The organism is Arthrobacter globiformis, assembly GCF_030817195.1.
In the GTDB taxonomy this organism is placed as follows: domain Bacteria; phylum Actinomycetota; class Actinomycetes; order Actinomycetales; family Micrococcaceae; genus Arthrobacter; species Arthrobacter globiformis_D.
Map to the genome: position 1 here is coordinate 1,783,447 of NZ_JAUSYZ010000001.1, position 23,150 is coordinate 1,806,596.

The following is a 23,150-nucleotide window of genomic DNA, read 5'->3' on the forward strand; positions in this document are numbered from 1 at the left end:
CTATACCTCGTTCTCATCGCGGGGCCTCATGGGGATGGAAGCCCCGATCAGCACTTTGCCTTTTTCCTCTGCCGTGGCCGGGCGCATCTGGCCGCGCTCATCGGGGACGAAGGTAATGGAGTCGTCCTTCTGGTCCGGGGCGTTGACGAAGGAGCGGAACCGGCGCAGGCGCTCGGGATCCGTCAGGGTGTCAGCCCACTCGTCGACGTAGGTGTCAACGTGCTTGGCCATGGCCGCCTCGAGCTCCTCGGCGATGCCCAGGGTGTCATGCACCACCACGTCCTCGACGTGCTTGATGCCGCCGTCGAGCTCCTCCTGCCAGCGAGCGGTGCGCTGCAGGCGGTCGGCGGTGCGGATGTAGTACATGAAGTAGCGGTCGATGTACTTGATGAGCGTCTCGTCGTCGAGGTCCTTGGCCAGCAGCTGGGCATGCGCCGGGGTGGCACCGCCGTTGCCGCCGACGTACAGGTTCCAGCCGTCGGCGGTGGCGATAACGCCGACGTCCTTGCCGCGGGCCTCGGCACATTCGCGGGCGCAGCCGGACACGCCCATCTTGAGCTTGTGCGGGCTGCGGAGGCCGCGGTAGCGAAGTTCCAGCTGGATGGCCATGGCCACCGAGTCCTGGACGCCGAAGCGGCACCAGGTGGAACCGACGCAGGACTTCACTGTGCGCAGGCTCTTGCCGTAGGCCTGGCCGGATTCGAAGCCGGCGTCCACCAGTTCCTTCCAGATTTCCGGGAGCTGCTCCAGCCGGGCACCGAACATGTCGATCCGCTGGCCGCCGGTGATCTTGGTGTACAGGTTGTACTTTTCAGCGACGGCGGCGATGACGCCGAGCTTCTTCGGGGTGATCTCGCCGCCGGCGATGCGGGGGACCACCGAGTAGGTGCCGTCCTTCTGCATGTTGGCCAGCGCACGGTCGTTGGTGTCCTGCAGGGTGCCGCGGCCGGCGTCCAGGACGTAGGCGCTGTTCTGGCTGGCCAGAATGTTGGCGATGGTCGGCTTGCAGATGTCGCAGCCTGCGCCGGTGCCGTACTTGGCCATGATCTCCTCGAAGGAGGTCAGCTCCAGGACGCGGATGGCGTCGAACAGTTCCTGGCGGGACAGCTCGATGTGCTCGCACAGGGCCTTCGAAACCTCGACGCCGGACTTGGTCAGTTCGGTTTCCAGCAGCTTCTTGAGCATCGGCACGCACGAGCCGCACTGGGTTCCGGCGCGGGTGCAGCCCTTGAGTTCGCCGAGTTCCTGGACGGGGGCGTTGCCGTCGCAGGCGCCGCAGCCGTTGATGGCGTCGCGGATGGTTCCTGCCGTGACGTTGTTGCAGGAGCACAGGGTGGCGTCGTCCGGCAGTTCGGTCTCGGGGGCGTCGCCGCCGCCGGCGGCGCTGAGGAACGCACCGGGTTCGGCGGGAAGTTCGCGGCCCAGCAGCGGGCGAAGGCTCATGTACGGCGAGGCGTCGCCCACGAAGATGCCGCCCAGGAGGGTCTTGGCGTCGTCCGTGGTGACAATCTTCTGGTAGACGCCGCGGGCGGGGTCTGCGTAGACGATTTCGAGGGCGTGCTCGGTCTTGGCGAAGGCGTCGCGCCGAAGCTGGCTACATCCACGCCGGACAGCTTGAGCTTGGTGGCGGTGTCGAAGCCGGGGAAGGTGGCATCCCCGCCGTGCAGGCGGTCGGCCACGATCTCTGCCATGGTGTTGGCGGGCGCAACCAGGCCCAGGCACATGCCGCCGAAGTTAGCTACTTCACCAATGGCCCAGATGCCCGGTACTTCGGTGGCGCAGTAGTCGTTGATGACCACGCCGCCGCGCTGGCCCAGTGAGAAGATTTGCTCTTCGCCCTCGGCGGCGCGGAAGAGCTCATCGCGGGGCCGGACGCCGATGGCGACGATCACCATGTCGGCTTCGATGATGCGGCCGTCGGCCATGAGGACGCCCGTGACCTGGCCCTCGCCGTCGGACAGGACTTCTGAGGGGAAGACGCCGCCGTGGACTTCAAAGCCCTTGGCTTTGATGAGACGGCCCATTGCCTGGCCCGCTCCTTCGTCGAGCTGCGTGGCCATCAGCCACTGCGAACCGTCAATGACGATCGGGTTGGCGCCGAGCTGCTCCGTGCCGGCGGCGGACTCGAGGCCGAGGAGGCCGCCACCGATGGTGACGGCGTTGACCTTGCGGCCGAGCTTTTCCGTGAGCTCGGCGATGGTCTTGTTAATGGCCCAGACGTCTTCAAGCGTGCGGTACACGTGCGTGAGCTCGGCGCCGGGGATTGGCAGGCGGGCTGCATTAGAACCGGTTGCAACTACCAGTTCGTCGTATTCATAGGTGTTGCCGGCAGCGGTTTCCACCGTCTTGGCTTCGGCATTGATCTTGACTACCCGCTCGCCGGTCTTCAGCTCCACGTTGGCGTGGTCCCACATGGCCGCCTCACCCAGGGTGAGGTCGTAGTCCATGTCGGTGAGGGCCTTGGAGAGCGCAACCCGGTCGTAGGGGAGGTGGGCTTCCTCAGTGAGGACCGTGACATGCCAGCCATCGAGGCCACGGGCATGCATTGCGTCCGCAAAACGGTGGGCTGCAGGGCCGCCGCCGGCGACCACGATGCGGCGCGGAGTCGATGAGGTTGAAGTCTGTTCGGTCACTGTGGGCCTTTCGCTGGGCCGCAGACGGTGCTCTGCAGCTTGTCCATCCAGACTAGGGAGACGCAGTTTCGCTTCAGTTTCCCAATTGTTTCGTGAACTTAACTTCTGCATCACGGGATTGTTTCGGGCCATGTGAGGTGTCTTTTACGTTCCCGACACATTGACTGCACCCCGTCGAAACACCGTCACCCTAGCTTTGGTATACGGCCGCAGCGGCGGCTACAGCAGGCGCAATTTCACGTCTTGCAGGACCGGCCCGCCGCCGGAAAGCACGCAAAGGGAGAGGAGCCGGACATGACGGCAACACTGGAACTTGAGGATCTCGCCACCGGATATGCAGCAGGCTGGCACCGTGTCTGTGCGGTGGAGGACTTGGAACTGTCCTGGGGCGAAGCGGCACTCGTGGCCGGCCGGCAAGTGGCCCTGTTCCGCACAGGCCCCAGTGAGGTTTTCGCCGTAGCGCAGGAGGACCCGGCCACCGGCGCCTTCGTCATGGCACGCGGCATCCTCGGATCACGCGGCGCACGCCCCACGATCGCCTCGCCGCTCCACAAGGAGGTCTACGACCTCGAAACGGGCGAGTGCTTCGGCAACGAGGACCTTCGCCTGGCCGCGTACGGCACCCGCATCGTGGACGGCTTCATCGAGGTTGAGCTCTAAAGTCCCAGGGCCATTTAGAGGCCCAGGGCCTCGCGCACGTCAGTGAGCACCTGGTCCAGCGCGGCCCTGGCCGCCAGCCGGGCTTCGGGCAGTTCAGCGGCCGAGCCGACGCTTTGGATGACCTCCAGGTAGCACTTGAGCTTCGGCTCGGTGCCGCTGGGCCGGATGATCACACGGCTCAGGTCGCGTGTCACGTAGAGCAGCCCGTCGGTCGGAGGCAGCTGTTCGCTGCCTTCGGCCAGATCAACGAATGACGCCACGGCCGAACCGCCAAATGATTCGGGCGGGTTCACGCGCAGCCGGTTCATCATGGCGTCCAGCAGGCCGAGGTCGCCCACCCGGATGTTCAGCTGGTCACTAGCGTGAAGCCCGTGGACCAGGTACAGCTCGTCCAGGGTGTCGAAGATCGTCTTGCCCTCGGACTTGGCCGCGGCCGCGAGTTCCGCAATCAGCACCGCGGCGGACAGTCCGTCCTTGTCGCGGACCAGATCCGGTGCAACGCAGTAGCCCAGCGCCTCCTCATAGCCGTAGACGAGGCCCGGCACCCGCGAAATCCACTTGAACCCCGTGAGCGTCTCCTCGTGGGCGTAGCCTGCTGCCGCCGCGATGCGTGCAAGCAGCCGGGACGAAACAATCGAACTGGCGAACACCCCGCCGCCCGCGCCCGCTTCGGAGCCGTCGACCCCGGCGGCCAGCCGCGCCACGACATGCGCTCCCAGGAGGGCGCCCACCTCATCGCCCCGCAGCATCCGCCACGCACCCGTGTCCGGGTCCTTCGCGGCCACCGCGGCGCGGTCCGCGTCCGGGTCGTTGGCCAGGACAATGTCCGCGTCCGCCTGCATCGCCGCGCCAAGCGCCAGATCCAGGGCGCCGGGTTCCTCGGGGTTGGGAAAACTGACGGTGGGGAAGTCCGGGTCCGGCTCGGCCTGCTCGCTGACCAGTGTCACGTCGGTGAACCCGGCTGCCCGGAGCACGGCGACAGCCGTGGTGCCGCCCACGCCGTGCAGCGGTGTCAGGACGATTTTCAGGTCCCGGGCCGGGAACAGCCCGCGGTCGGCAAGCCCCGCCGTGGCGGCCTCGTAGTCCTGAACGATCCCGGCGCCCAGGACCGTCCATCCGTCCTGGGCCAGGGGGATCGAGGCAAGGTCGCCCACGTTGCTGATTTCGGTGGCGATCAGGGCGTCGTACGGCGCCACGATCTGCGCGCCCCGGCCGTTTTCCTCCACGGCATGACGGCCGAGGTACACCTTGTAGCCGTTGTCCTGCGGAGGGTTGTGGCTGGCTGTGACCATCACACCGCCGTCGCATTCCAGCGCCCGGACCGCATACGCCAGTAGCGGCGTCGGCAGGGCAGCCGGCATTAGGAACGTCTCGATTCCGGCCGCGGTGAGCACCGCCGCCGTCTCCGTGGCGAAGATGTCTGAGTTGTAGCGGGCGTCATAGCCGACGACGGCGCGTGGCCGTGTGCCGGGCGCAGCCTCCGCCACCGCCCGGACCAGAAAAGTGGCGAAGCCCGCCGCCGCGCGGCGGACCACGACGCGGTTCATCCGGTTGGGCCCCGGTCCCAGGGCGGCACGCAGGCCCGCCGTTCCGAACTGCAGAGTTCCCCGGAAGCTGTCTTCGAGGTCCTGCCGGGCGGCGGGCGTGCCGGCCTCGGTGAGTTTCACGAGTTCGGTCAGCGTTGCCGCGGTGCGCGGGTCCGGATCCTGGGCAGCCCAGGCACGGGCGTCGTTGAGCAGCTGCAGATCGGCTTCGGAGGACGTCATGGAAACCAAACTATCGTCAAAACCCGGCGGAGCGGTGCCGGACAGGGCAGCGGACCCGTCATAACCCGACCGCTTCGTGGCCGCCGGAGCGCTGCTTGACAGCAAAAATTCTGGACACGTAGCGTCTGGGTTGTGAAGCTGAACCAGGGGGTGGAGTGGGCCCTGCACTGCTGCGTGAACCTGACATGGGCATCCGCAGGGGAACCGATCAGCAGCGGCCGGCTGGCCGAGCTGTATAAACTGCCGCCGGCCTACCTGAACAAGCAGCTTCAGTGCCTCGTGCGGGCAGGCGTCCTGCAGTCCGTGTCCGGCCCCAGGGGCGGGTTCCAGCTGGCGCGCCGGGCCGACCGGATCTCAGTGCTGGACGTGGTGCTGGCCATCGAAGGCCGGGACCTGGCGTTCCGCTGCGACGGCATCCTGGCGAACTGCCCCGGCGGTGAGGCGGACGAGGACTACCTCCGGAGCTGCATCATTTCGCAGTCCATGCGCCAGGCGGAGCTGGCCTGGCGCACCGAACTCGCGCGGCAGACCGTGGCAGGCATCGCACAGTCCCTCGAACGGCGCTTTCCCCAGGCACGTGCCGACTCGCTCGCCCAACTGCGCGCCACCAGCGACGGGCGGGATTAGAGCCGGGCAGTACACCTAGAGCCGGCCGATGATCTCCGCGAGGAGCTTGGAGATGCGCGGCCCGGCAGCGTGTCCGGCTTCGAGCACTTCCTCATGGCTCAGCGGGGTCGGGCTGATGCCGGCCGCGAGATTGGTGACCAGCGAGATGCCGAAGACCTCCATGCCGGCGTGCCGGGCGGCGATGGCCTCCAGCGCAGTCGACATACCCACGAGGTCGGCACCGATCCGCTTGGCGTACTGCACCTCGGCCGGCGTCTCGTAATGCGGGCCGGTGAACTGGGCGTAGACACCTTCATTCAGGGACGGGTCGACGTCGCGGGCCAGGCCCCGCAGCCGCGATGAGTACAGGTCGGTCAGGTCCACGAAGGTTGCGCCTTCGAGCGGGGACGTCGCGGTGAGGTTTATGTGATCTTTGATGAGCACGGGGGTGCCGGGGGCCCAGTCTTCGTTGAGTCCGCCGCAGCCGTTGGTGATCACCAGGGTTCGGCAGCCGGCGGCGGCCGCGGTGCGCACGCCGTGGGCAACGGCGCGGACGCCCTTGCCCTCGTAGTAGTGGGTGCGGGCGCCGAGGACCAGTGCGCGCTTGCCTTCGCGGGTCAGCACGGAACGAATCGTGCCCACGTGTCCCTCCACGGCCGGAGCCGAAAAGCCGGGGACCTCCGAGGCCGCCAGCGTCGCGGTGGTCTCGCCGATGAGGTCGGCGGCCTCGGCCCAGCCTGAGCCCAGGACCAGGGCGGTGTCGTGTGCCTCGACGCCGGTCTCCGACGCGATGTAGTCTGCGGCCGTCCGCGCTGCTTCGAAGGGGTCCGTGCCCAGGAAATCTGTTGTGCTCACCCGGTCCAAGCTACCGTGCCGGAGCCGGTGCGGGCAGCAGAAACGCGCCCCTTGCGGCTGCCTGGCCTGCCCCGGACGGTTGGTGGTCCGGCGCCGGATGCAGGAGAATGACTTCTTGTGACTATGCATCCTGATTTCAGCGCCCCCCGAATCGCAATTCTCGGCGGAGGTCCGGGTGGCTATGAAGCCGCCATGGTGGCCGCCTCGCTGGGAGCCCAAGTCACCATCATCGAGCGCTCCGGCCTCGGCGGCTCCGCCGTGCTGACCGACGTCGTGCCGTCCAAGACGCTGATCGCGACCTCGGACCTGATGACCCGCGTCAGCGGCGCCGGCGAGCTGGGAGTCAAGTTCGACGTCGACGGCGGGGACTTCGTTCCGGTCATGCGCGCGGATCTCAAGCACATCAACGACCGCCTGCTCGGCCTCGCCCGCCAGCAGTCCCTCGACATCCAGACCGGTCTGGAGCACCAGAACGTCCGCATCCTCAACGGCTCCGGCAAGCTGGTGGACAATCACACCATCGAGGTCCTGACCGCTGACGGAACCGAAACCGTCGAGGCTGACGCCATCCTGCTGACCGTCGGTGCCCACCCGCGGGAACTGCCCACGGCACGGCCGGACGGCGAACGGATCCTGAACTGGGCACAGATCTACAACCTGGACGAGCTGCCGGAGGAATTGATCGTGGTGGGCTCCGGCGTGACCGGCGCCGAGTTCGCCTCCGCCTACAACGGCCTGGGCTCGAAGGTCACCCTGATCTCCAGCCGCGACCGCGTGCTTCCGGGTTCCGACACCGACGCCGCCGAGGTGCTGGAAGACGTTTTCGAACGCCGCGGCGTGAAGGTACTGTCCCGTTCCCGGGCCGAGACGGTGGAACGGACCGACGACGGCGTGGTGGTCACCCTCGGTGACGGTTCCAAGGTCACCGGCAGCCACTGCCTGGTGTGCGTGGGCTCCATTCCCAACACCGCCGGCATCGGCCTGGAGGAAGCCGGCGTGGCGCTGACCGAGAGCGGCCACATCAAGGTGGACGGCGTGTCCCGCACCACTGCCCCGAACATCTACGCCGCCGGCGACTGCACCGGCGTCCTGGCGCTCGCCTCCGTCGCCGCCATGCAGGGCCGGATCGCCATTGCGCACTTCCTGGGCGACCAGGTGACCCCCATCAAGCTGCACCAGGTGGCGTCCAACATCTTCACGTCACCGGAGATCGCGTCAGTGGGCGTGTCCGAGGCCGAGATCGAATCAGGCAAGTACCAGGGCGACATCATCAAGCTCTCCCTGCAGAGCAACGCCCGCGCCAAGATGCGCAACGTCAAGGACGGCTTCGTCAAGATCTTCGCCCGCAAGGGATCGGGCACCGTGATCGGCGGCGTGGTGGTCGGCGCCAACGCGTCCGAGCTGATCTTCGCCATCTCCATCGCGGTGAAGCAGAAACTGCACGTCGACGACGTCGCCAGCACCTTCACGGTGTACCCGTCCCTGAGCGGCTCCATCTCCGAGGCGGCACGGCGCCTGCACGTGCACATCTAGGGGGTTGCCGCCCAACCTGTGAATGGCAGCATTCTCCTAGTCGCCACCGGCAGAGCTGAGTAAAATTCAGACTGTCGATCCCCGGGATTGGCGGCTCCGGGCTCCGACAGACCGATCCACCAGCGGTCAGCTATGCGGAGATTTTCCTCCGAACGGTCGGACCGCGGAAGCCAGGAGCATGCCATGATCACTGTTCAAAAAGCCGCAATCAACACCGCCCTCGTAGCGGCCCTCGTGGGCGGCGGTGCCTACCTCGCCATGGGCTATCCCGTCATTGCCTCGTCCACAAACGGCACGGGAAGCCAGTCCAGCACGGACTCCGCCAAAGGCGGCCACCAGGCCAACGGGATCACCGAGCAGCTGCTGACGGGGAGCACTGCCACACGGGTGAGGAACGCAGTGCTGGCGGCCAACCCTGGCGCGACGGTCCACCGGGTTGAGACCGACGCCGAGGGTGCTGTCTACGAAGCGCACATCACGAAGGCTGACGGCTCGCGGGCGACAGTCAAGCTGGACGGTTCCTTCAACGTCACCGCCACGGAAGCCGGACGCGGACGGTAGGAGTTCCGGCGGCTCAGGAGCAGGCGTACGGGGGAACGGCGTCGCCGGGCGTGAAGGGTTCGAACCAGTGCCGGATGTCCAAGCTTCCCGCGTCCTGCTCCCGGGCGCCGTCCGCTGCGCCGGCGCCGTCCGCATACAGGGTTTCAGAGTCTGCGTCCTCCAGCAGGACTTCCTCCACGATGGCCCGCCACTCGTCGGGGAGGTCCAGTTCGTAAATGTCCTCGGTGATCCTGGCCTGGTCGAGCAGGCAGTGGACCGCGAGCTCGCCGGCCAGGCAGCCGGGGGCGGTCCAGCCGCGGGCAAGGGACGCGGTGACGTCCGACGCCACCACGATGAACCGCTGCGTGAACTTCGCGTCATAGCTGGCAGCGAACTGCGGGGGCAGCGAGGACAGCACGGACGTTCCGGCGATGGCCTCGGGTGTGACGGTGTCCAGATCGTACAGCGTGCCAAGGTCGCGGAACAGCTGGTCGATGAGGATGCTGGACGAATTCCACAGCAGGCCCGCCAGCAGGCGCGTCTGGCGCACGGACCGTTCCCTCTCGCCGGGGCTGGCGGCGGCCATCTCGGCAAGGTCGTCGGGGTCGAACTGGAGCCGCTGTTCGGCCGTCATGTCGTCGGGGTGCGGGTCCAGTCCCAGGAGCTCAAGGCTCAGCCCGGTGAGCTTTTCGGAATCGGCCAGCAGTTCGTCGGTGATGTCGTCGTCGTCGTCGGCACTCATGCCACCGATGCTACCGGCCAGCCGCGGCAGGCCCGATTTCTGTGACGCAGGCCGGGTCATCAGGCAGCAGCCTCAGGCGGCAGCTCCCTGAAAGTGCTTCTCGATCAGCCCCCTGATGTCCTCGTGGCAGCCGCCGCAGCCCGTGCCCGCACGGGTTGCCGCGGAAACCTCCGCCACCGTGGAGCAGCCTCCGGCGGCAGCGTCGGCAATCTTGCCTCCGCTCACGCCGGCGCAGCGGCACACCGTGCTCTCGGGGTCGTTGGAGGCCCCCGCCGACGCGAGCTGGTCGGGTCCGTCGAGACGAAGGAGCAGGGACCTGTCCGCGGGCAGTTCGGCTCCGCGTTCGAACAGCTGCACCAGCTCTCCCGCGGTGCGCGGCATGCCCACGCTGACCAGGCCTTCCAGGACTCCGCCGCGGGTGGTCATCTTGACGTAGCGCCCGTGCTCGGGGTCGGCCCACTGGGCGATCTGCAGGCGCGGCCGGCCGTTGACGGCTCCGGCCGTCAGGACTTCCTCATCCCAGGGTTCGGCGGAGTTGTCCCCGGCCACCGCCATGTTCATGCCGCGCGCCTTCAGCACGATGACGCCCGGCTTTTCCTGGGGGAGCGGGGGCAACGAGTCGGCGTCCTCCGCGGCACCCTCGGACAGCAGCAGTAGGTATTCGGCGAGCCATTCGGCCTGCCGCCAGCCCGGGCCCACCAGACCAGACGGGCCCCGCGCGGTGCGGCACTCGGTGCAGGCGGAATCCGGGCAGCGGACCTCCGCGCAGTCACCGATGGCGAAGATGTGCGGCTCGTGGTGGGCCCGCAGCCGGTGGTCCACCAGGATGCCTGTTCCGGTGGAGAGCCCGCAGCCCTCGGCGAGCTCAATGCGCGGGCGGACGCCGCAGGACAGGACCAGCAGGTCGCCGTCAATCGCCGATCCGTCGTCGAGCAGCAGTGCCGAGAACCCGCCGTCGGGACCGTTGTGCTCAACGCCCGTGGAACGGGCGTTGCCCGCCACCCGGACGCCGCAGCTGCGCAGGCTCGCCGCCAGCACGGCGCCGCCGCCGCGGTCGATGTTCCGGCCCAGCGGGTGGGGCCCGTTGTGCACGACCGTGACCGTGGCGCCTTCTTCCGCGGCGGCAAGGGCCGTCTCAAGCCCCAGCACGCCGCCGCCCAGGACCACCACGCGCTTGCGGTCAGCCACGGCCTGGCGCAGCACCTCGGCGTCGCGGAGGTCGCGGAGTGCGGTGACACCCGGCGGGAGGACGGGCGCGGCAGGGTCAGGATTCAGCCCCGTGAGGTTGGGGATCACCGGCCGGGAACCGGTGGCGAAGACCAGCCGATCGTAGTGGGCGGAGGTGCCGTCGGAGAGTATGACGGACTGCCGGGCGCGGTCCACGCGCCGGACCTTCACGCCCAGCCGGACGTCCACGCCGTCGGCCACCAGTGCTGCGGCGTCGGCGAGGGCCAGCGCCTCGGGGGAGGTGCGGCCAACCCCAAGGTCGGCCACCAGCACCCTGTTGTACGCGGCCTCGGTTTCCTGGCCGATGACCGTCAGCCCCACCTGCCCGGCACGCAGGGCCGGCAGCAGTTCGTCGACCAGCCGCGCCGCCACCGGACCGAATCCGACAATTACAATCTGCTCGCTCATGAGGCCTCCGATGTCTGAAGAACACTGGTGATCGGGGTGGCCGCTGCCAGCCTGACCCAGACTTTGTTGAACTTGAATTCGGGCATTCCCGAGATGGGATCCGTGGCCGCTTCCGTCAGCCGGTTCGCGCTTTCCAGTTCGGGGAAGTGGAACGGCAGGAAGACGGTCTCGGGGCGGATGGCAGTGCTGAGCTCGGCCCGGCAAACCACTCCGCCGCGTTCATTGGCCACCGAGACCTCCGCGCCCTCCGTAATGCCCATGGCCGCGGCGGCGGCCGGATGGATCTGCACCCGGGCTTCGGGCTGGGAGGCCAGGAGCTCTGCCACCCGGCGGGTCTGCGCACCCGACTGGTAGTGCTCCAGCAGGCGGCCGGTAATGAGGGTCATGGGTTTGGCTGCCGCCGCTGCGCTGTCCCGGCCGGGGTTTGCAAGAGGAGCACGACGGCGGCGGGGCGCCACCGGGGTCATGACCGCCTTGCCGTCGGGGTGGGCAAACGCCTCCAGGAACATGCGCGGGGTTCCGGTGCTGCCGGCGGGGTAGGGCCAGTACGCGGCCGCGCCGCTGTCCAGCATGGCGTAGTCGATGCCGGAGTAGTCGGCCGCCCCGCCGGCGGAGGCCAGGCGCAGCTCCTCGAAGACCGTCTCCGGGTCGTCGCTGTAGGTGGACGGTGCCTGAAGCGCCTCGGCCAGCCGGGCCATGATCCACAGCTCGCTGCGGGCGCCGGCGGGCGGCTGGATCGCCTGGCGGCGGCGGAGGACACGGCCTTCGAGGTTGGTCAGCGTGCCTTCCTCCTCGGCCCACTGCAACACCGGCAGGACGAGGTCGGCCTCGGCTGCGGTCTCGGACATGAAGAAGTCGCAGACCACCAGGAAGTCCAGGCTGCGGAGCCCGCGGATGACAGCGTTGGCGTCCGGCGAGGCGACGGCGATGTTGGAGGCATGCACGAAAAGGCAGCGGACGCCGTCGGGCTGTCCCAGTGATTTGAGCAGCTGCACGGCTGGCAGGCCGGGGCCGGGGATGAGGGACTCGGGCACATTCCAGACCTTCGCCATGTGTGCACGGGCGGCGGGATCAGTGATCTTGCGGTAGCCGGGCAACTGGTCGGCCTTCTGGCCGTGCTCGCGGCCGCCCTGGCCGTTGCCCTGGCCGGTGAGTGTGCCGTAGCCGCTGCGGGCGCTGCCGGGCAGGCCCAGCAGGAGGCTGAGGTTGATGGCCGCCGTGGCGGTGTCAGTGCCGTCCACGTGCTGTTCCACGCCGCGTCCGGTCAGGATGTAGCTGCCGCCCTTGCGTGCGCCGCTGGCCAGCCGCCGGGCCGTCTCGCGGATGAGCTCGGCGGGAACACCGGTGATGGACTGGACCCGCTCCGGCCAGTAGGCGTTGACGGACCGGACCACGGCGTCAAAGCCCGTGGTGCGCGCCTGGATGTAATCGGCGTCGAGCAGGCCTTCGTGGATCACCACGTGGGAGATGCCCAGCAGCAGCGTGAGGTCGGTGCCGGGAAGGGGCTGCAGGTGGAGGCCGCCGCCGTCGGAGGTGAACCCGGCGGTGGCGGAACGCCGCGGGTCCACCACGATGAAGCCGCCGGCGTCGCGGACGCCCTGCAGGTGCTGGATGAAGGGCGGCATGGTCTCGGCGACGTTGGATCCGAGCATCAGGATGGTGCTGGCCGTGTCCAGTGCTTCAAGCGGGAAGGGGAGCCCCCGGTCCAGCCCGAAGGCCCGCATGCCGGCGGCGGCCGCCGACGACATGCAGAACCGGCCGTTGTAGTCGATCCGGGAGGTGCCGAGGGCGAGGCGGGCAAACTTGCCCAGCTGGTAGGCCTTTTCGTTGGTGAGGCCGCCGCCGCCAAAGACGCCTACGGAGTCCGCACCGTACTTGGCGCGGGCGTCCTTGACGGCGGCGGTGACGCGGCCCAGGGCCTCGTCCCAGGAGATGGGGCGGAAGACGCCGTCGGGCCCCTTGAACATGGGCTCGGTGACGCGTCCGGGGTGCTGCAGGAGCGACGCGGACGTCCACCCCTTGCGGCAGAGGCCGCCGCGGTTGGTGGGGAAGTCGCGGCCGCTAACCTCGAGGGCCGGCGCGGCCGGCACGGGGTCTGACCCCGGCTGGACAGCCGGGGTCAGACCCGTTGCGGCCGTGGCCGCTGGGGACTTGAGCGTCATGGCGCACTGCAGGGCGCAGTAAGGGCAGTGCGTGTCGGCGCTTTTGGTCATGTTAGACGTGTCCCATCGCATTTCGGTTGGCGTTGCGGATGTAGAAGAACCAGCAGACGGCCAGCATCAGGACGTATGCTCCGACGAAGCCGTAGAAGGCCGGGGTGTAGGAGCCGCTGGCGGTGTTGGAGGCGTTCAGCACCTGCGGGATAACGAACCCGCCGTAGGCGCCGATGGCGGAGATCAGGCCGAGCGCCGAGGAGGCGAGCCGCTGGGTCTGCACCGAGCTGGCTCCGGAACGGGCTGCCCGGCTGGAGGTCGCGAAGATCACCGGGATCATGCGGTAGGTGGCGCCGTTTCCGAAGCCGCTGGCCGTGAACAGCATCAGGAACAGGACCAGGAAGAGCCAGAAGTTCTTCAGCGGCAGCGTCCAGATCATCGTCAGCGTGATGACGGCCATGGAGGCGAAGGCTGTGACGGTCATCCGGGCTCCGCCCATGCGGTCAGCCATGCGTCCGCCGTAGGGGCGGGCCAGCGAGCCGACCAGCGGGCCGAGGAAGGCCAGCGAGAGGGCGACTGCACCGACGGAGATGGAGGAGAAAGCCGGGAAGTAGTCCTTGATGAGCTTGGGGAAGACACCGGCGAAGCCGATGAAGGAGCCGAACGTTCCGATGTAGAGCAGGGCCATGACCCACAGGTGGGGTTCCTTCACTGCTGCCAGGGATCCGGCGACGTCGCCCTTGGCGCTCGTGAGGTTGTTCATGTACTTGTAGGCGCCGAAGGCTGCCAGGAGGATCAGCGGAACCCACATGAGGCCGGCTACAGGCAGGTTGACGGTGCCGGCTGCCAGCAGCGTGATGGCGATCGGGACGGCAAGCTGCGCCACGGCTGCGCCGAGGTTGCCGCCGGCGGCGTTCAGGCCCAGGGCCCAGCCCTTTTCACGGGCCGGGTAGAAGAACGTGATGTTGGCCATGGAGCTGGCGAAGTTGCCGCCGCCGAAGCCGGCAAGGGCAGCTACGAGGAGCATGACGCCGAACGGTGTCTCCGGGTTTGACACGCACAGTGCGAGCCCGGTGGAGGGAATGAGGAGGAGCAGGGCGGAGACGATGGTCCAGTTCCGTCCGCCGAAGCGCGGAACCATGAAGGTGTAGGGGATTCGGAGCGTGGCCCCGACGAGGCTCGGCATGGAGATCAGCCAGAAGATCTCGGAGGTGCTGAACGTAAATCCGGCGGCGGGCAGTTGGACCACGACGATGGACCACAGCTGCCAGACGACGAAGCCAAGGAATTCGGCGAAGATCGACCAGTTGAGGTTGCGGCGCGCAATGGTGCGGCCCTCGGATTCCCACTGGTGCTTGTTCTCGGCGTCCCAGTTGGCGATCCAGCGTCCGGGACGCTCTTCAAGGGCAGGTGCGTCAGTGGTGGTGGCGGCGGCAAGATCGAGGGAATTATGGGTTCCGGCGTCTGCGGTGCGGTCAGCAGTCACGGTTTACCTCCTTGGGGATTGTTGTCCTTCCAAGGTAGAGATGGCGCGTTTCGCAGACGGTCGCAGTTTGTTAACGTGCTGTGACATTTGCCTATCAGCCCGCTTCGGGCAGCGTTAGGCTGGTCGGACGGCCTCATGCTGAGACAACCAGGAAGGTCCGGATACTGGACCGCCTGTCCGTTGCGTGGACGGCGGGAACTAAGATTGAACTCTGTTTTATCCCTATGTTTGGAGGGGCTTCCGCGCGAGGCCCCTCCAGTTCTCATGAAAGCGTCCCCACATGTCATCGCCTGCTACGTCAACGGAACATGGCACCGCCAAACCGGTGAACTCCAAGGGCAAAGTGATCTTTGCCAGCCTCATCGGAACGACGATCGAGTTCTATGACTTCTACATCTACGCCACTGCGTCGGTGCTGGTCTTCCCCCGGCTGTTCTTCCCCCAAGCCACCGAAATCAACGCCCTCCTGAGCTCGTTCGCGATCTTCGGCGTTGCGTTCATCGCCCGGCCCATCGGCTCGGTCCTGTTCGGACACTTCGGCGACAAGTTCGGCCGCAAGGGCACCCTGGTGGCCTCCCTCCTCACCATGGGCCTCGCCACCTTCCTCATCGGGCTGCTGCCCACCGCCACCGTCGCCGGCTGGGGCATCCTGGCCCCGCTGCTGCTGGTGCTGCTGCGCTTCGCCCAGGGCCTGGCACTGGGCGGTGAGTGGTCCGGCGCGGCACTGCTGGCCACCGAGAACGCCCCCAAGGGCAAGCGCGCCGTCTACGGGACGTTCCCGCAGCTCGGCGCCCCCATCGGCTTCATCCTGGCCAACCTGCTCTTCATCTGGTTCAACGCCGCCCTCAGCCCCGAAGAATTCATCGCCTGGGGCTGGCGCGTTCCGTTCCTGCTCAGCGCGGTCCTGGTGATCGTGGGCCTCTACGTCCGGCTGAAGCTGGTGGAGAGTGTCTCCTTCCAGAAAGTCCTGAAGGAAGACAAGGTGGTCAAGGTCCCCTTCGCCGCCACCTTCAAGAGCCACTTGCGCCCGGTGCTGGCCGGAACCTTCATCATGCTGGCCACGTACGTGCTGTTCTACATCATGACCTCCTTCACCCTGACCTACGGCACCAAGCCCGCTTCCGTTGCGGCCGCACAGGCCGCCGCGGAGAAGGCAGGCAAGCCGATGTCGGCCGCCGAGGTGGCCAACTTCGTTCCCGGCCTGGGTGTTCCCCGCGGCGACTTCCTCTGGATGCTGATCCTCGGCGTCGTCTTCTTCGGCATCTTCACGCTCGTGTCCGGCCCGCTGGCCGAGAAGTGGGGCCGCCGCAAGTTCCTCATGGGCGTCACCGTAGGCATCTTCGTGTTCGGCGCGCTGTGGTTCACCATGTTCGGCCCTGGCCCCGGCGCGGCAATCGTGGGCCTCATTGTCGGCTTCACGCTGATGGGACTCACCTTCGGCCCGATGGCCGCGATCCTGCCCGAGCTGTTCCCGTCCAACGTGCGCTACACCGGCTCGGCTGTCGCGTACAACCTCTCCAGCGTCATTGGCGCCGCTCCGGCATCGTTCATCGCCATTGCCCTGTGGCAGGCAGCCGGCGGCAGCACCTGGCTCGTCGGCGTGTACATGGCCGCGGCCGCCGTGCTGACGTTCATCGCGCTGTGGATCACCCGCGAGACCAAGGACACGGACTACGAGAACAACGTGGCCTGATTTCCACGTGTAACTGCGGAAACGAAAATGCCCGGTGTGGATCACACCGGGCATTTTCATGCGCTGTTCAGTCGTGGGTCGCCCCAGGCTTCGGACGCCTTAGTCTTCGATCGTTGCGATGACGGCGCCCGCCGCCACCGTCTGGCCGGCCGCGGCGGACAGGCCCGTGATGGTGCCGGCACGGTGTGCCGTGAGCGGCTGTTCCATCTTCATCGCCTCAAGTACGACGACGAGATCACCTTCGGCGACGACGTCGCCGTCGGCCACGGCCACCTTAACAATCGTTCCCTGCATGGGGGACGTCAGGGCGTTGCCGCCCGCGGCGGCGGTGGCGCCGCCGGTGCGGCTGCGCTTCTTGGACTTGGCCGGCTTCGCGCCGGCGGCTGCGGCTCCGCCGAAGCCGAGGCTGGCGGGCAGCGCCACTTCCAGGCGCTTGCCGCCCACTTCCACCACCACGGTGCGGCGCTCAGCGGCGTCCTCACCCTCCGGGACGGCGCCGTTGGGCGTCCACGCGGGAAGGTCGTTGACAAACTCGGTTTCGATCCAGCGGGTGTGGACGCTGAACGGGCCCTCGGCCGGCGCGAACGCCGGGTTGCTGACCACGGCCAGGTCGAAGGGAATAACGGTGGGAATGCCTTCCACCACCATCTCTTCGAGGGCGCGGCGGGCACGCTGCAGGGCCTGGGGGCGGTCCGCTCCGGTGACGATCAGCTTGGACAGCATCGAGTCGAAGTTGCCGCTGATGACGTCGCCTTCTTCGATGCCGGAGTCAATGCGGATGCCGGGGCCGGTGGGGTTCTTCAGTGTGCTCACGGTGCCGGGGGCGGGCATGAAGTTGCGGCCCGGATCCTCGCCGGTGATGCGGAACTCGAAGGAGTGGCCGCGGACTTCGGGGTCGTCGTAGCCCAGCTCTTCGCCGCAGGCCAGGCGGAACTGTTCGCGGACCAGGTCGATGCCGGTGACTTCCTCGGAGACGCAGTGCTCCACCTGCAGGCGGGTGTTGACCTCAAGGAAGGAGATGGTGCCGTCCTGTCCGACGAGGAACTCGCAGGTTCCGGCGCCGAGGTAGCCGGCTTCCTTCAGGATGGCCTTGGATGATTCGTAGAGGCGCCGGTTCTGCTCCTCCGTCAGGAAGGGGGCCGGGGCCTCCTCCACGAGCTTCTGGTTGCGGCGCTGGAGTGAGCAGTCGCGGGTGGAGACGACCACCACGTTGCCGTGCGCGTCGGCGAGGCACTGGGTTTCGACATGCCGCGGGGAGTCGAGGAACCGCTCGATGAAGCACTCGCCGCGGCCGAAGGCTGCGGTGGCCTCGCGGACGGCGGAATCGAAGAGCTCGGGGATTTCCTCGCGGGTGCGGGCCACCTTGATGCCGCGGCCGCCGCCGCCGAACGCGGCCTTGATGGCCACGGGCAGGCCGAACTTGTCCACGAACTCGAGGATTTCTTCGGCGGACGCAACGGGGTCGGCGGTGCCGGGCACCTGCGGGGCGCCCACCTTCTCGGCGATGTGGCGGGCCTGGACCTTGTCGCCCAGGGCGGAGATGGCTTCCGGCGACGGGCCGATCCAGGTGATGCCGGCGTCGATGACCTTGGCCGCGAACTGGGCATTCTCGGCCAGGAAGCCATAGCCGGGGTGGATGGCGTCGGCGCCGGACTGGCGGGCCACCTCGATCAGCTTGTCCATCACGAGGTAGGACTCGGCGGCCGTGTTGCCGCCCAGGGCATATGCTTCGTCGGCGAGCCGGACGTGGAGGGCATCCCGGTCAGGGTCCGCGTAAACGGCGACGGAGGCGATGCCCTCGTCCCGGGCTGCACGGATGATGCGGACGGCGATCTCACCGCGGTTCGCGATCAGAACCTTGGTGAGTTTTGAATGCACTGGACCTGCGGACTGCTCCGGCTTTACTGACAAGGCGTCTCCTTCTTTCCTTCAGGGAGCCTAGCCTGATTTTGAGGATTCCGCTGATATTGCTGGCGGAATCCGCGTGTAAGAGGCCCGGTCTTTGTAGGGAAGCTACAACTCCCCGGAAATTGCCGAGTCGGGCAGGTCCTGCCAGAACTCGGTGATGCTCACGTTCGCCTGGGCCAGCAGGGAGCGCAGGGTCGATACCGACAACCCGACGACGGCGTGCGGGTCGCCGTCGACTTTCCGGATGAAAGCGCCGCCCAGGCCGTCGATCGTGAAGGACCCGGCGCAGTGGAGCGGCTCGCCGGTGGCGATGTACGCGTCGATCTCCGCGAGCTGCATCTCCATGAAGTGCACCTCCGCGGAGGCGACGCTGCCCAGCGTGGCGCCGGAGCCCCCGTCGTTGTCCGTGTCGCGGCAGTCCACCAGCCAGTGGCCGGTGTGCAGGACGCCGCTGCTGCCGCTCATCCGCAGCATCCGCTGCCGGGCCACGTCCACTGTGTACGGCTTGCCGTGCGACTCGCCGTCGAATTCAAAAACCGAATCGCAGCCGAGCACCAGGGCCCCTTCGGCCTCCGGCAGCGACGCGACGGCCTCGGCCTTGGCGCGGGCCAGGAGCAGGGCGGTGTCGTGCGGATCGGTAACGCCGTAGCGTTCCTGCACGGCATCCTCGTCGACGTCGGACACGAGGACCTCGTGTTCGATGCCGGCCTCAGTCAGGAGCTTGGTGCGGGCGGGGGACTGGGAGGCAAGAATGAGGCGGGTCACGGATCCAGCGTAATTCATCCTCCCGACACTGCTCAGCGCGCGGCGACCTCCGCGGGCTCGGCATCCGGCTCGGCGTCGGCCGCGGCGCCGGTCGCGCCCTCGTGCTTGCGGAGCTTCGCTCCTTCCACGTCGACGTCCGGCAGGATGCGGTCCAGCCAGCGCGGCAGCCACCACGCCTTCTCGCCGAGGAGGTACATGACCGCCGGAACGATCGTCATGCGCACCACGAAGGCGTCAACCAGCACGCCGAACGCCATCGCAAAGCCGAGCGGCCGGACCATGTTCAGGTGCGAGAAGATGAAGCCCGCGAACACGCTGACCATGATGATCGCGGCGGCGGTGACCACCGCGGACGCGTGGCTGAAACCGGAGCGGACGGCGTGCTTCGCGGACTCGCCGTGCATGAAGGACTCACGCATGCCCGAGGCGATGAACACCTGGTAGTCCATGGCCAGCCCGAACAGCACGCCGATCAGGATAATCGGCAGGAAGCTCAGCACGGCGCCGGGGTTGTCGACGCCGAACACCGCACCCAGCCAGCCCCACTGGTGGACCGCCACCACGGCGCCGAATGCGGCCGCAAGCGAAAGCAGGAAGCCGCCGGTCGCCAGCAGCGGCACCACGATCGAGCGGAACACCAGCAGCAGCAGGACCAGCGAGAGCCCCACCACGATGGCCAGGTACGACGGCAGGGCGTCGCCCAGCTTCGTGGAAACGTCAATGTTGCCTGCCGTCTGGCCGGTCAGGCCGATGCTGACGCCGGTGGAGTCCTCCATTTCGGCGCGTTCGGCGCGGATGTCGGAGACCACGTTGACGGTGCTGGCGCTTGCCGGCCCTTCCTTCGGGATGACCTGGAACACCGCCGTCCCGCGGTCCTCACTCAGTGCCACCGGAATGGCGGCGGTGACGTTCTCGGTTTCGCCCAGGATGTCCGCGACGTCGAGCTGCTTGGCCTGTGCCTCGGTTTCACCCAGCCCGTCAGGGAGATCACCCACCACGATGATCGGTCCGGTCATGCCTTCGCCAAAGCTGCGCTTGGTGGCGTCATAGGCCTTGAAGGCCTGGGAATCGGCAGGTTCGGAGCCGCCGTCGGGCAGTGCGAGCCGCAGCTGGGCAGCGGGCAGGGCCACTATGCCCAGCGCCAGGACCCCGGCGAGAAGGGCCAGAACCGGGTGCCTGGTGAGGAGCCCGCCCCAGCCATGGCTGCTGCGGTGCTCGTCCTTGGCACGGTCCTCAGCCTCACGGTTGGGGTCGGCATTGTGCTGCTCGGCCTTGGCCCAGGCCCGCTTGGAGATCAGCTTCCTGCCCACGAGGGAGAGGATCGCCGGCGTCAGCGTCAGGGCGACCAAGACGGCTACCGCGACCGTCCCGGCCGCGGACACGCCCATGACTCCCAGGAAGGGAAGCCCCGGTACGACCAGCGCGGCGAGGGCGATGATGACTGTCAGGCCGGCAAAGAGCACGGCGTTGCCTGAGGTTCCGGTGGCGAGAGCCACGGACTCTTCCGCGCCCACACCTGCCAGGAGCTGCCCGCGGTGGCGGTTGACGATGAACAGCGAGTAGTCAATGCCGACGGCGAGGCCCAGCATGAGGGCGAGCATCGGGGAAATGGAACTCATGTCAATAACGCTGCTCAGTGCCATGGTGGCGCCAACGCCCACCGCCACGCCGATCACAGCCATCAGCAGCGGCAGCCCGGCGGCGACAAGTGTGCCGAGCATGATGATCAGGACCAGTGCCGCCACGGCGACACCGATAATCTCGGCCACACCGAAGATTTCGGAGACGTCCTCGCTGATTTCCTTGCTGGGCAGAGCGGTTACCCCGGCTGAGGAGACTTCTTTCACGATGTCCTGGACTTCCTGGCGCACTTCGGGGTCCAGCCCGTTGATGGAGGTCTTGAACTGGACCTGCGCAATGGCCGCCTTGCCGTCCTCCGAGACGAAACGCATTCCCCGGGAAGCTTCGAACTGACGCGTGGCGAGTGCCAGCCTGGCGTTGCCGGCGTCCGCTTCCCTGGTGCCGGCGTCGAGCTTTTCCTGGCCGGCAGCCAGGGCGGCCTTCTGCTGGCCCAGCTGGGCTTCAATGGCCGACGCCGGAAGCCCGGCAGCGGTCATTTGCGCCTGGGCCGCGGCCAGCTGTTCCTTGCCGGCGGCCAGCTCGGCGGCGGCCTTTTCCAGTTCGGCCTTGCCCGCGGCCGCCTTGGCCTCGCCTGCGGCCAGATCTTTTGCCGCCTGGTCCAGCTGGGCCTGCGTGGCGAACGGGTCGACGGTTCCGCGGACGTCCGGGAGGGTCTCAAGCTTGGCCAGCGCGGCGGATACCGCGTCCTTGCCGGCCTGGCTGAACTGGGCGTCGTTTGTTTGGAAGACTACCCCGGCCGAGCCGCCGGAGGACGCCGGCAGCTCCTTCTGGAGCTTGTCGGCCATCTGCTGGGTTTCCGTGCCCGGAATCTGGAAGTTGTTGGACAGCGTGCCGTGGAACGCTGCCGCTGCGCCGCCGGCTGCCAGCAGGATTGCCAGCCAGAGCGAGACGACGAGCCATCGGTGACGGTAGGAAAACTTGCCAAGGCGGTACAGGAGAAGTGCCATGTCAGGACCGTTCTGCATTGCGGGTGGAGGGATTGGCGGAAGACTCAATCGACGGCGGACCCGGTGCCGGCCCGGCGAAACCGGATCCGAGGAGCCCCATCGAATCAATGAGCAACTGGCGGAGGATCGCCAGCGATCCGGGGGAGAGATCGGGTCCGCAGCGGCGGAACCACACGTCCATGGCAGCTTTGCCGCAGGAGACGACCGAACCTGCGAGGGCCCGGACGTAGAGTTCTTCCTGTTCAGTGCCGGGACCCTGCTCAGCGCCGGGGTCCTGTTCAGTGCCGGGACCCTGTTTGGTCCGCGGAGACCGCTCGCGGGCCGCGGCAACGATCTGCTCGGTGCAGTGGTCCCATGCCTCAAGTTCGGAGCGCGCCATGAGCGGATTGCCCTGGGTCAGGCCGAACAGCTCAGCCAGCGGAGCCACGGTCATGGGATCGGCCAGTCCAATGAGGGCAGCGCGGGCGGACTCGAGGATGGGTTCGTCCGCGGGACGCTGGCGGAAGAGTTCGAGGGCGCTGTCCAGGAAGCCGTTGGTCACCGACGCGATGGCGGCCTCTGTGCTGCTGAAGTAATTGAAGAAGGTCCGGCGTGAGATGCCCGCCGTTTCGGCGATGTCCTCGACCGTGAAGTTGCCGGGGCCGTGCTGCCGCAGAAGAGCCAGCGTGGAGTCGGTAATAGACTGCCGGGTGGCAGCCTTGTTCAGCTCGCGCCGGGACATCGGTTCGCCGGCGTCGGCCGGGACCGAATCCGCCGAAGACGAAGGCGAGGACGAAGAAGTGGAAGTGGACACTCAGTTACACTACGTGCAAGTTTGCACTCTGCGCAACTATCCATTGAATACTTCGCAACTTTCGCGGCAGGATTCACAGCGTCTTCACAGCCGGACTAAAGCCGTTCTTGAGGAGGAGCGTGCATCCTGAGTCATAGCTGGCACGGCGGCAATGATGCCTCAAGGCCGGCGGATCGAGGAGCGGACCATGGAGCGTTCAAAGAAAGTGGCTCTGGGACTGGGCGCGACCGCCCTGGCACTTGGCACCGGATTCACTGTCACCGGAATGGCAGCCACCACAACAGCCACTCCAACGCCTACACCCACATCAAGCAGTCCATCCAGCGGTCCCGCTGACGGACCCCGTTTCGACGGCGGCCGGCACGGGCACGGGCACGGGCATGGACACGGACGCGGCCACGGGGTCGTCAAAGCGGACGCCGCGGCGCTCGCGGCCAAGCTGGGCGTGGACCAGGCCAAGGTGGAGGACGCCCTGCGGGCCTACCGCCAGGCCAACCATCCGCCCGGCCTCCATGCCGACGGCACCAAACCGGACAGGGCAGCGAAGGAAGCTGCACTGGCAGCATCGCTGGCCAAATCCCTGGGCATCGATGAAGCCAAGGTCAAGGCAGCACTCGAGGAACTCCGGACCCAGGCGCAGGCGGGTCGGGCGGCTGCCCTGAAGACCCGGCTCGATCAGGCCGTGAAGGACGGAACGCTCACCCAGGCCGAAGCCGACGCCGTGACGAAGGCCGTGGAAAAGGGCGTGATCGGCGGCCACTAGGCCTGGTCAACGGGTCCGGAACCGCTGTGGT

Annotated in this window: 16 protein-coding genes and 1 pseudogene; 6 read left to right on the forward strand and 11 right to left on the reverse strand. The window is 67.5% G+C overall.

All coding sequences use genetic code 11. The annotated features are described in order from the left end of the window. Nucleotides 1-2,633, reverse strand: a pseudogene (gene nirB, locus QF036_RS08100) (nitrite reductase large subunit NirB). A 294-nt stretch (nucleotides 2,634-2,927) separates the two neighbouring features. Here nirB and nirD point away from each other — a divergent pair. Next, nucleotides 2,928-3,293 (forward strand): nitrite reductase small subunit NirD, encoded by a 366-nt coding sequence (gene nirD / locus QF036_RS08105; RefSeq protein WP_307100798.1) that lies wholly within the window; start codon nucleotides 2,928-2,930, stop codon nucleotides 3,291-3,293. A gap of 14 nt (nucleotides 3,294-3,307) precedes the next feature. On the opposite strand, the gene QF036_RS08110 is transcribed toward nirD, so the two are convergent. Further along, the gene (locus tag QF036_RS08110; RefSeq protein WP_307100801.1) at nucleotides 3,308-5,059 is read right to left on the reverse strand and encodes a phospho-sugar mutase; all 1,752 of its coding nucleotides are present in this window, start codon (nucleotides 5,057-5,059) and stop codon (nucleotides 3,308-3,310) included. Between the two features lie 132 nt (nucleotides 5,060-5,191). Here QF036_RS08110 and QF036_RS08115 point away from each other — a divergent pair, with 132 nt between their 5' ends. After that, a complete protein-coding gene (locus tag QF036_RS08115) occupies nucleotides 5,192-5,686 on the forward strand; it encodes an RrF2 family transcriptional regulator (protein ID WP_307100802.1) in 495 nt (164 codons plus the stop codon). A 15-nt stretch (nucleotides 5,687-5,701) separates the two neighbouring features. Here the strand turns inward: QF036_RS08115 and QF036_RS08120 are convergent, their stop codons facing one another. After that, a complete protein-coding gene (locus tag QF036_RS08120) occupies nucleotides 5,702-6,520 on the reverse strand; it encodes a purine-nucleoside phosphorylase (RefSeq protein ID WP_307100804.1) in 819 nt (272 codons plus the stop codon). A gap of 117 nt (nucleotides 6,521-6,637) precedes the next feature. Between QF036_RS08120 and QF036_RS08125 the strand changes: the two genes are divergently transcribed. Together QF036_RS08125 and QF036_RS08130 are read left to right on the forward strand one after the other, a co-directional pair. After that, on the forward strand, nucleotides 6,638-8,053 hold the full coding sequence (locus tag QF036_RS08125) for an NAD(P)H-quinone dehydrogenase (protein ID WP_307100806.1): 1,416 nt from the start codon (nucleotides 6,638-6,640) through the stop codon (nucleotides 8,051-8,053). Between the two features lie 183 nt (nucleotides 8,054-8,236). Next, nucleotides 8,237-8,614: a hypothetical protein gene (locus tag QF036_RS08130; protein ID WP_307100808.1), complete on the forward strand. Its 378-nt coding sequence runs from the start codon at nucleotides 8,237-8,239 to the stop codon at nucleotides 8,612-8,614. A 13-nt stretch (nucleotides 8,615-8,627) separates the two neighbouring features. Here the strand turns inward: QF036_RS08130 and QF036_RS08135 are convergent, their stop codons facing one another. From QF036_RS08135 to QF036_RS08150, 4 genes are all read right to left on the reverse strand, one after another. Continuing rightward, nucleotides 8,628-9,335 carry a hypothetical protein gene (locus tag QF036_RS08135; RefSeq protein ID WP_307100810.1) on the reverse strand — a complete coding sequence of 236 codons (708 nt, stop codon included), beginning with the start codon at nucleotides 9,333-9,335 and terminating at the stop codon, nucleotides 8,628-8,630. 72 nt (nucleotides 9,336-9,407) lie between these two features. After that, entirely contained in the window at nucleotides 9,408-10,970 is a 1,563-nt protein-coding gene (locus QF036_RS08140; protein ID WP_307100812.1) for an FAD-dependent oxidoreductase, read from the reverse strand. Continuing rightward, nucleotides 10,967-13,183: a molybdopterin oxidoreductase family protein gene (locus QF036_RS08145; protein WP_307100814.1), complete on the reverse strand. Its 2,217-nt coding sequence runs from the start codon at nucleotides 13,181-13,183 to the stop codon at nucleotides 10,967-10,969. Before QF036_RS08145 ends, QF036_RS08140 begins: the two co-directional genes overlap by 4 nt. 1 nt (nucleotide 13,184) lies before the next feature. Next, nucleotides 13,185-14,609 carry an MFS transporter gene (locus QF036_RS08150; RefSeq protein ID WP_307100816.1) on the reverse strand — a complete coding sequence of 475 codons (1,425 nt, stop codon included), beginning with the start codon at nucleotides 14,607-14,609 and terminating at the stop codon, nucleotides 13,185-13,187. A gap of 280 nt (nucleotides 14,610-14,889) precedes the next feature. Here QF036_RS08150 and QF036_RS08155 point away from each other — a divergent pair, with 280 nt between their 5' ends. Next, nucleotides 14,890-16,302 (forward strand): MFS transporter, encoded by a 1,413-nt coding sequence (locus QF036_RS08155; protein ID WP_307100819.1) that lies wholly within the window; start codon nucleotides 14,890-14,892, stop codon nucleotides 16,300-16,302. Nucleotides 16,303-16,401: 99 nt separating this feature from the next. Here the strand turns inward: QF036_RS08155 and QF036_RS08160 are convergent, their stop codons facing one another. The 4 genes from QF036_RS08160 to QF036_RS08175 form a co-directional block, all read right to left on the reverse strand. Then, nucleotides 16,402-18,213 (reverse strand): acetyl/propionyl/methylcrotonyl-CoA carboxylase subunit alpha, encoded by a 1,812-nt coding sequence (locus tag QF036_RS08160; protein ID WP_307100821.1) that lies wholly within the window; start codon nucleotides 18,211-18,213, stop codon nucleotides 16,402-16,404. Between the two features lie 102 nt (nucleotides 18,214-18,315). After that, nucleotides 18,316-18,975 carry a Maf family protein gene (locus QF036_RS08165; protein WP_307100823.1) on the reverse strand — a complete coding sequence of 220 codons (660 nt, stop codon included), beginning with the start codon at nucleotides 18,973-18,975 and terminating at the stop codon, nucleotides 18,316-18,318. Between the two features lie 32 nt (nucleotides 18,976-19,007). Then, the gene (locus QF036_RS08170) at nucleotides 19,008-21,563 is read right to left on the reverse strand and encodes an MMPL family transporter (protein WP_307100825.1); all 2,556 of its coding nucleotides are present in this window, start codon (nucleotides 21,561-21,563) and stop codon (nucleotides 19,008-19,010) included. Between the two features lies 1 nt (nucleotide 21,564). After that, nucleotides 21,565-22,284, reverse strand: coding sequence for a TetR/AcrR family transcriptional regulator (locus QF036_RS08175; RefSeq protein ID WP_307105842.1), 720 nt, complete (start codon nucleotides 22,282-22,284; stop codon nucleotides 21,565-21,567). Nucleotides 22,285-22,543: 259 nt separating this feature from the next. Here QF036_RS08175 and QF036_RS08180 point away from each other — a divergent pair, with 259 nt between their 5' ends. After that, nucleotides 22,544-23,119 (forward strand): hypothetical protein, encoded by a 576-nt coding sequence (locus QF036_RS08180; RefSeq protein WP_307100827.1) that lies wholly within the window; start codon nucleotides 22,544-22,546, stop codon nucleotides 23,117-23,119. Nucleotides 23,120-23,150: the final 31 nt, after the last annotated feature.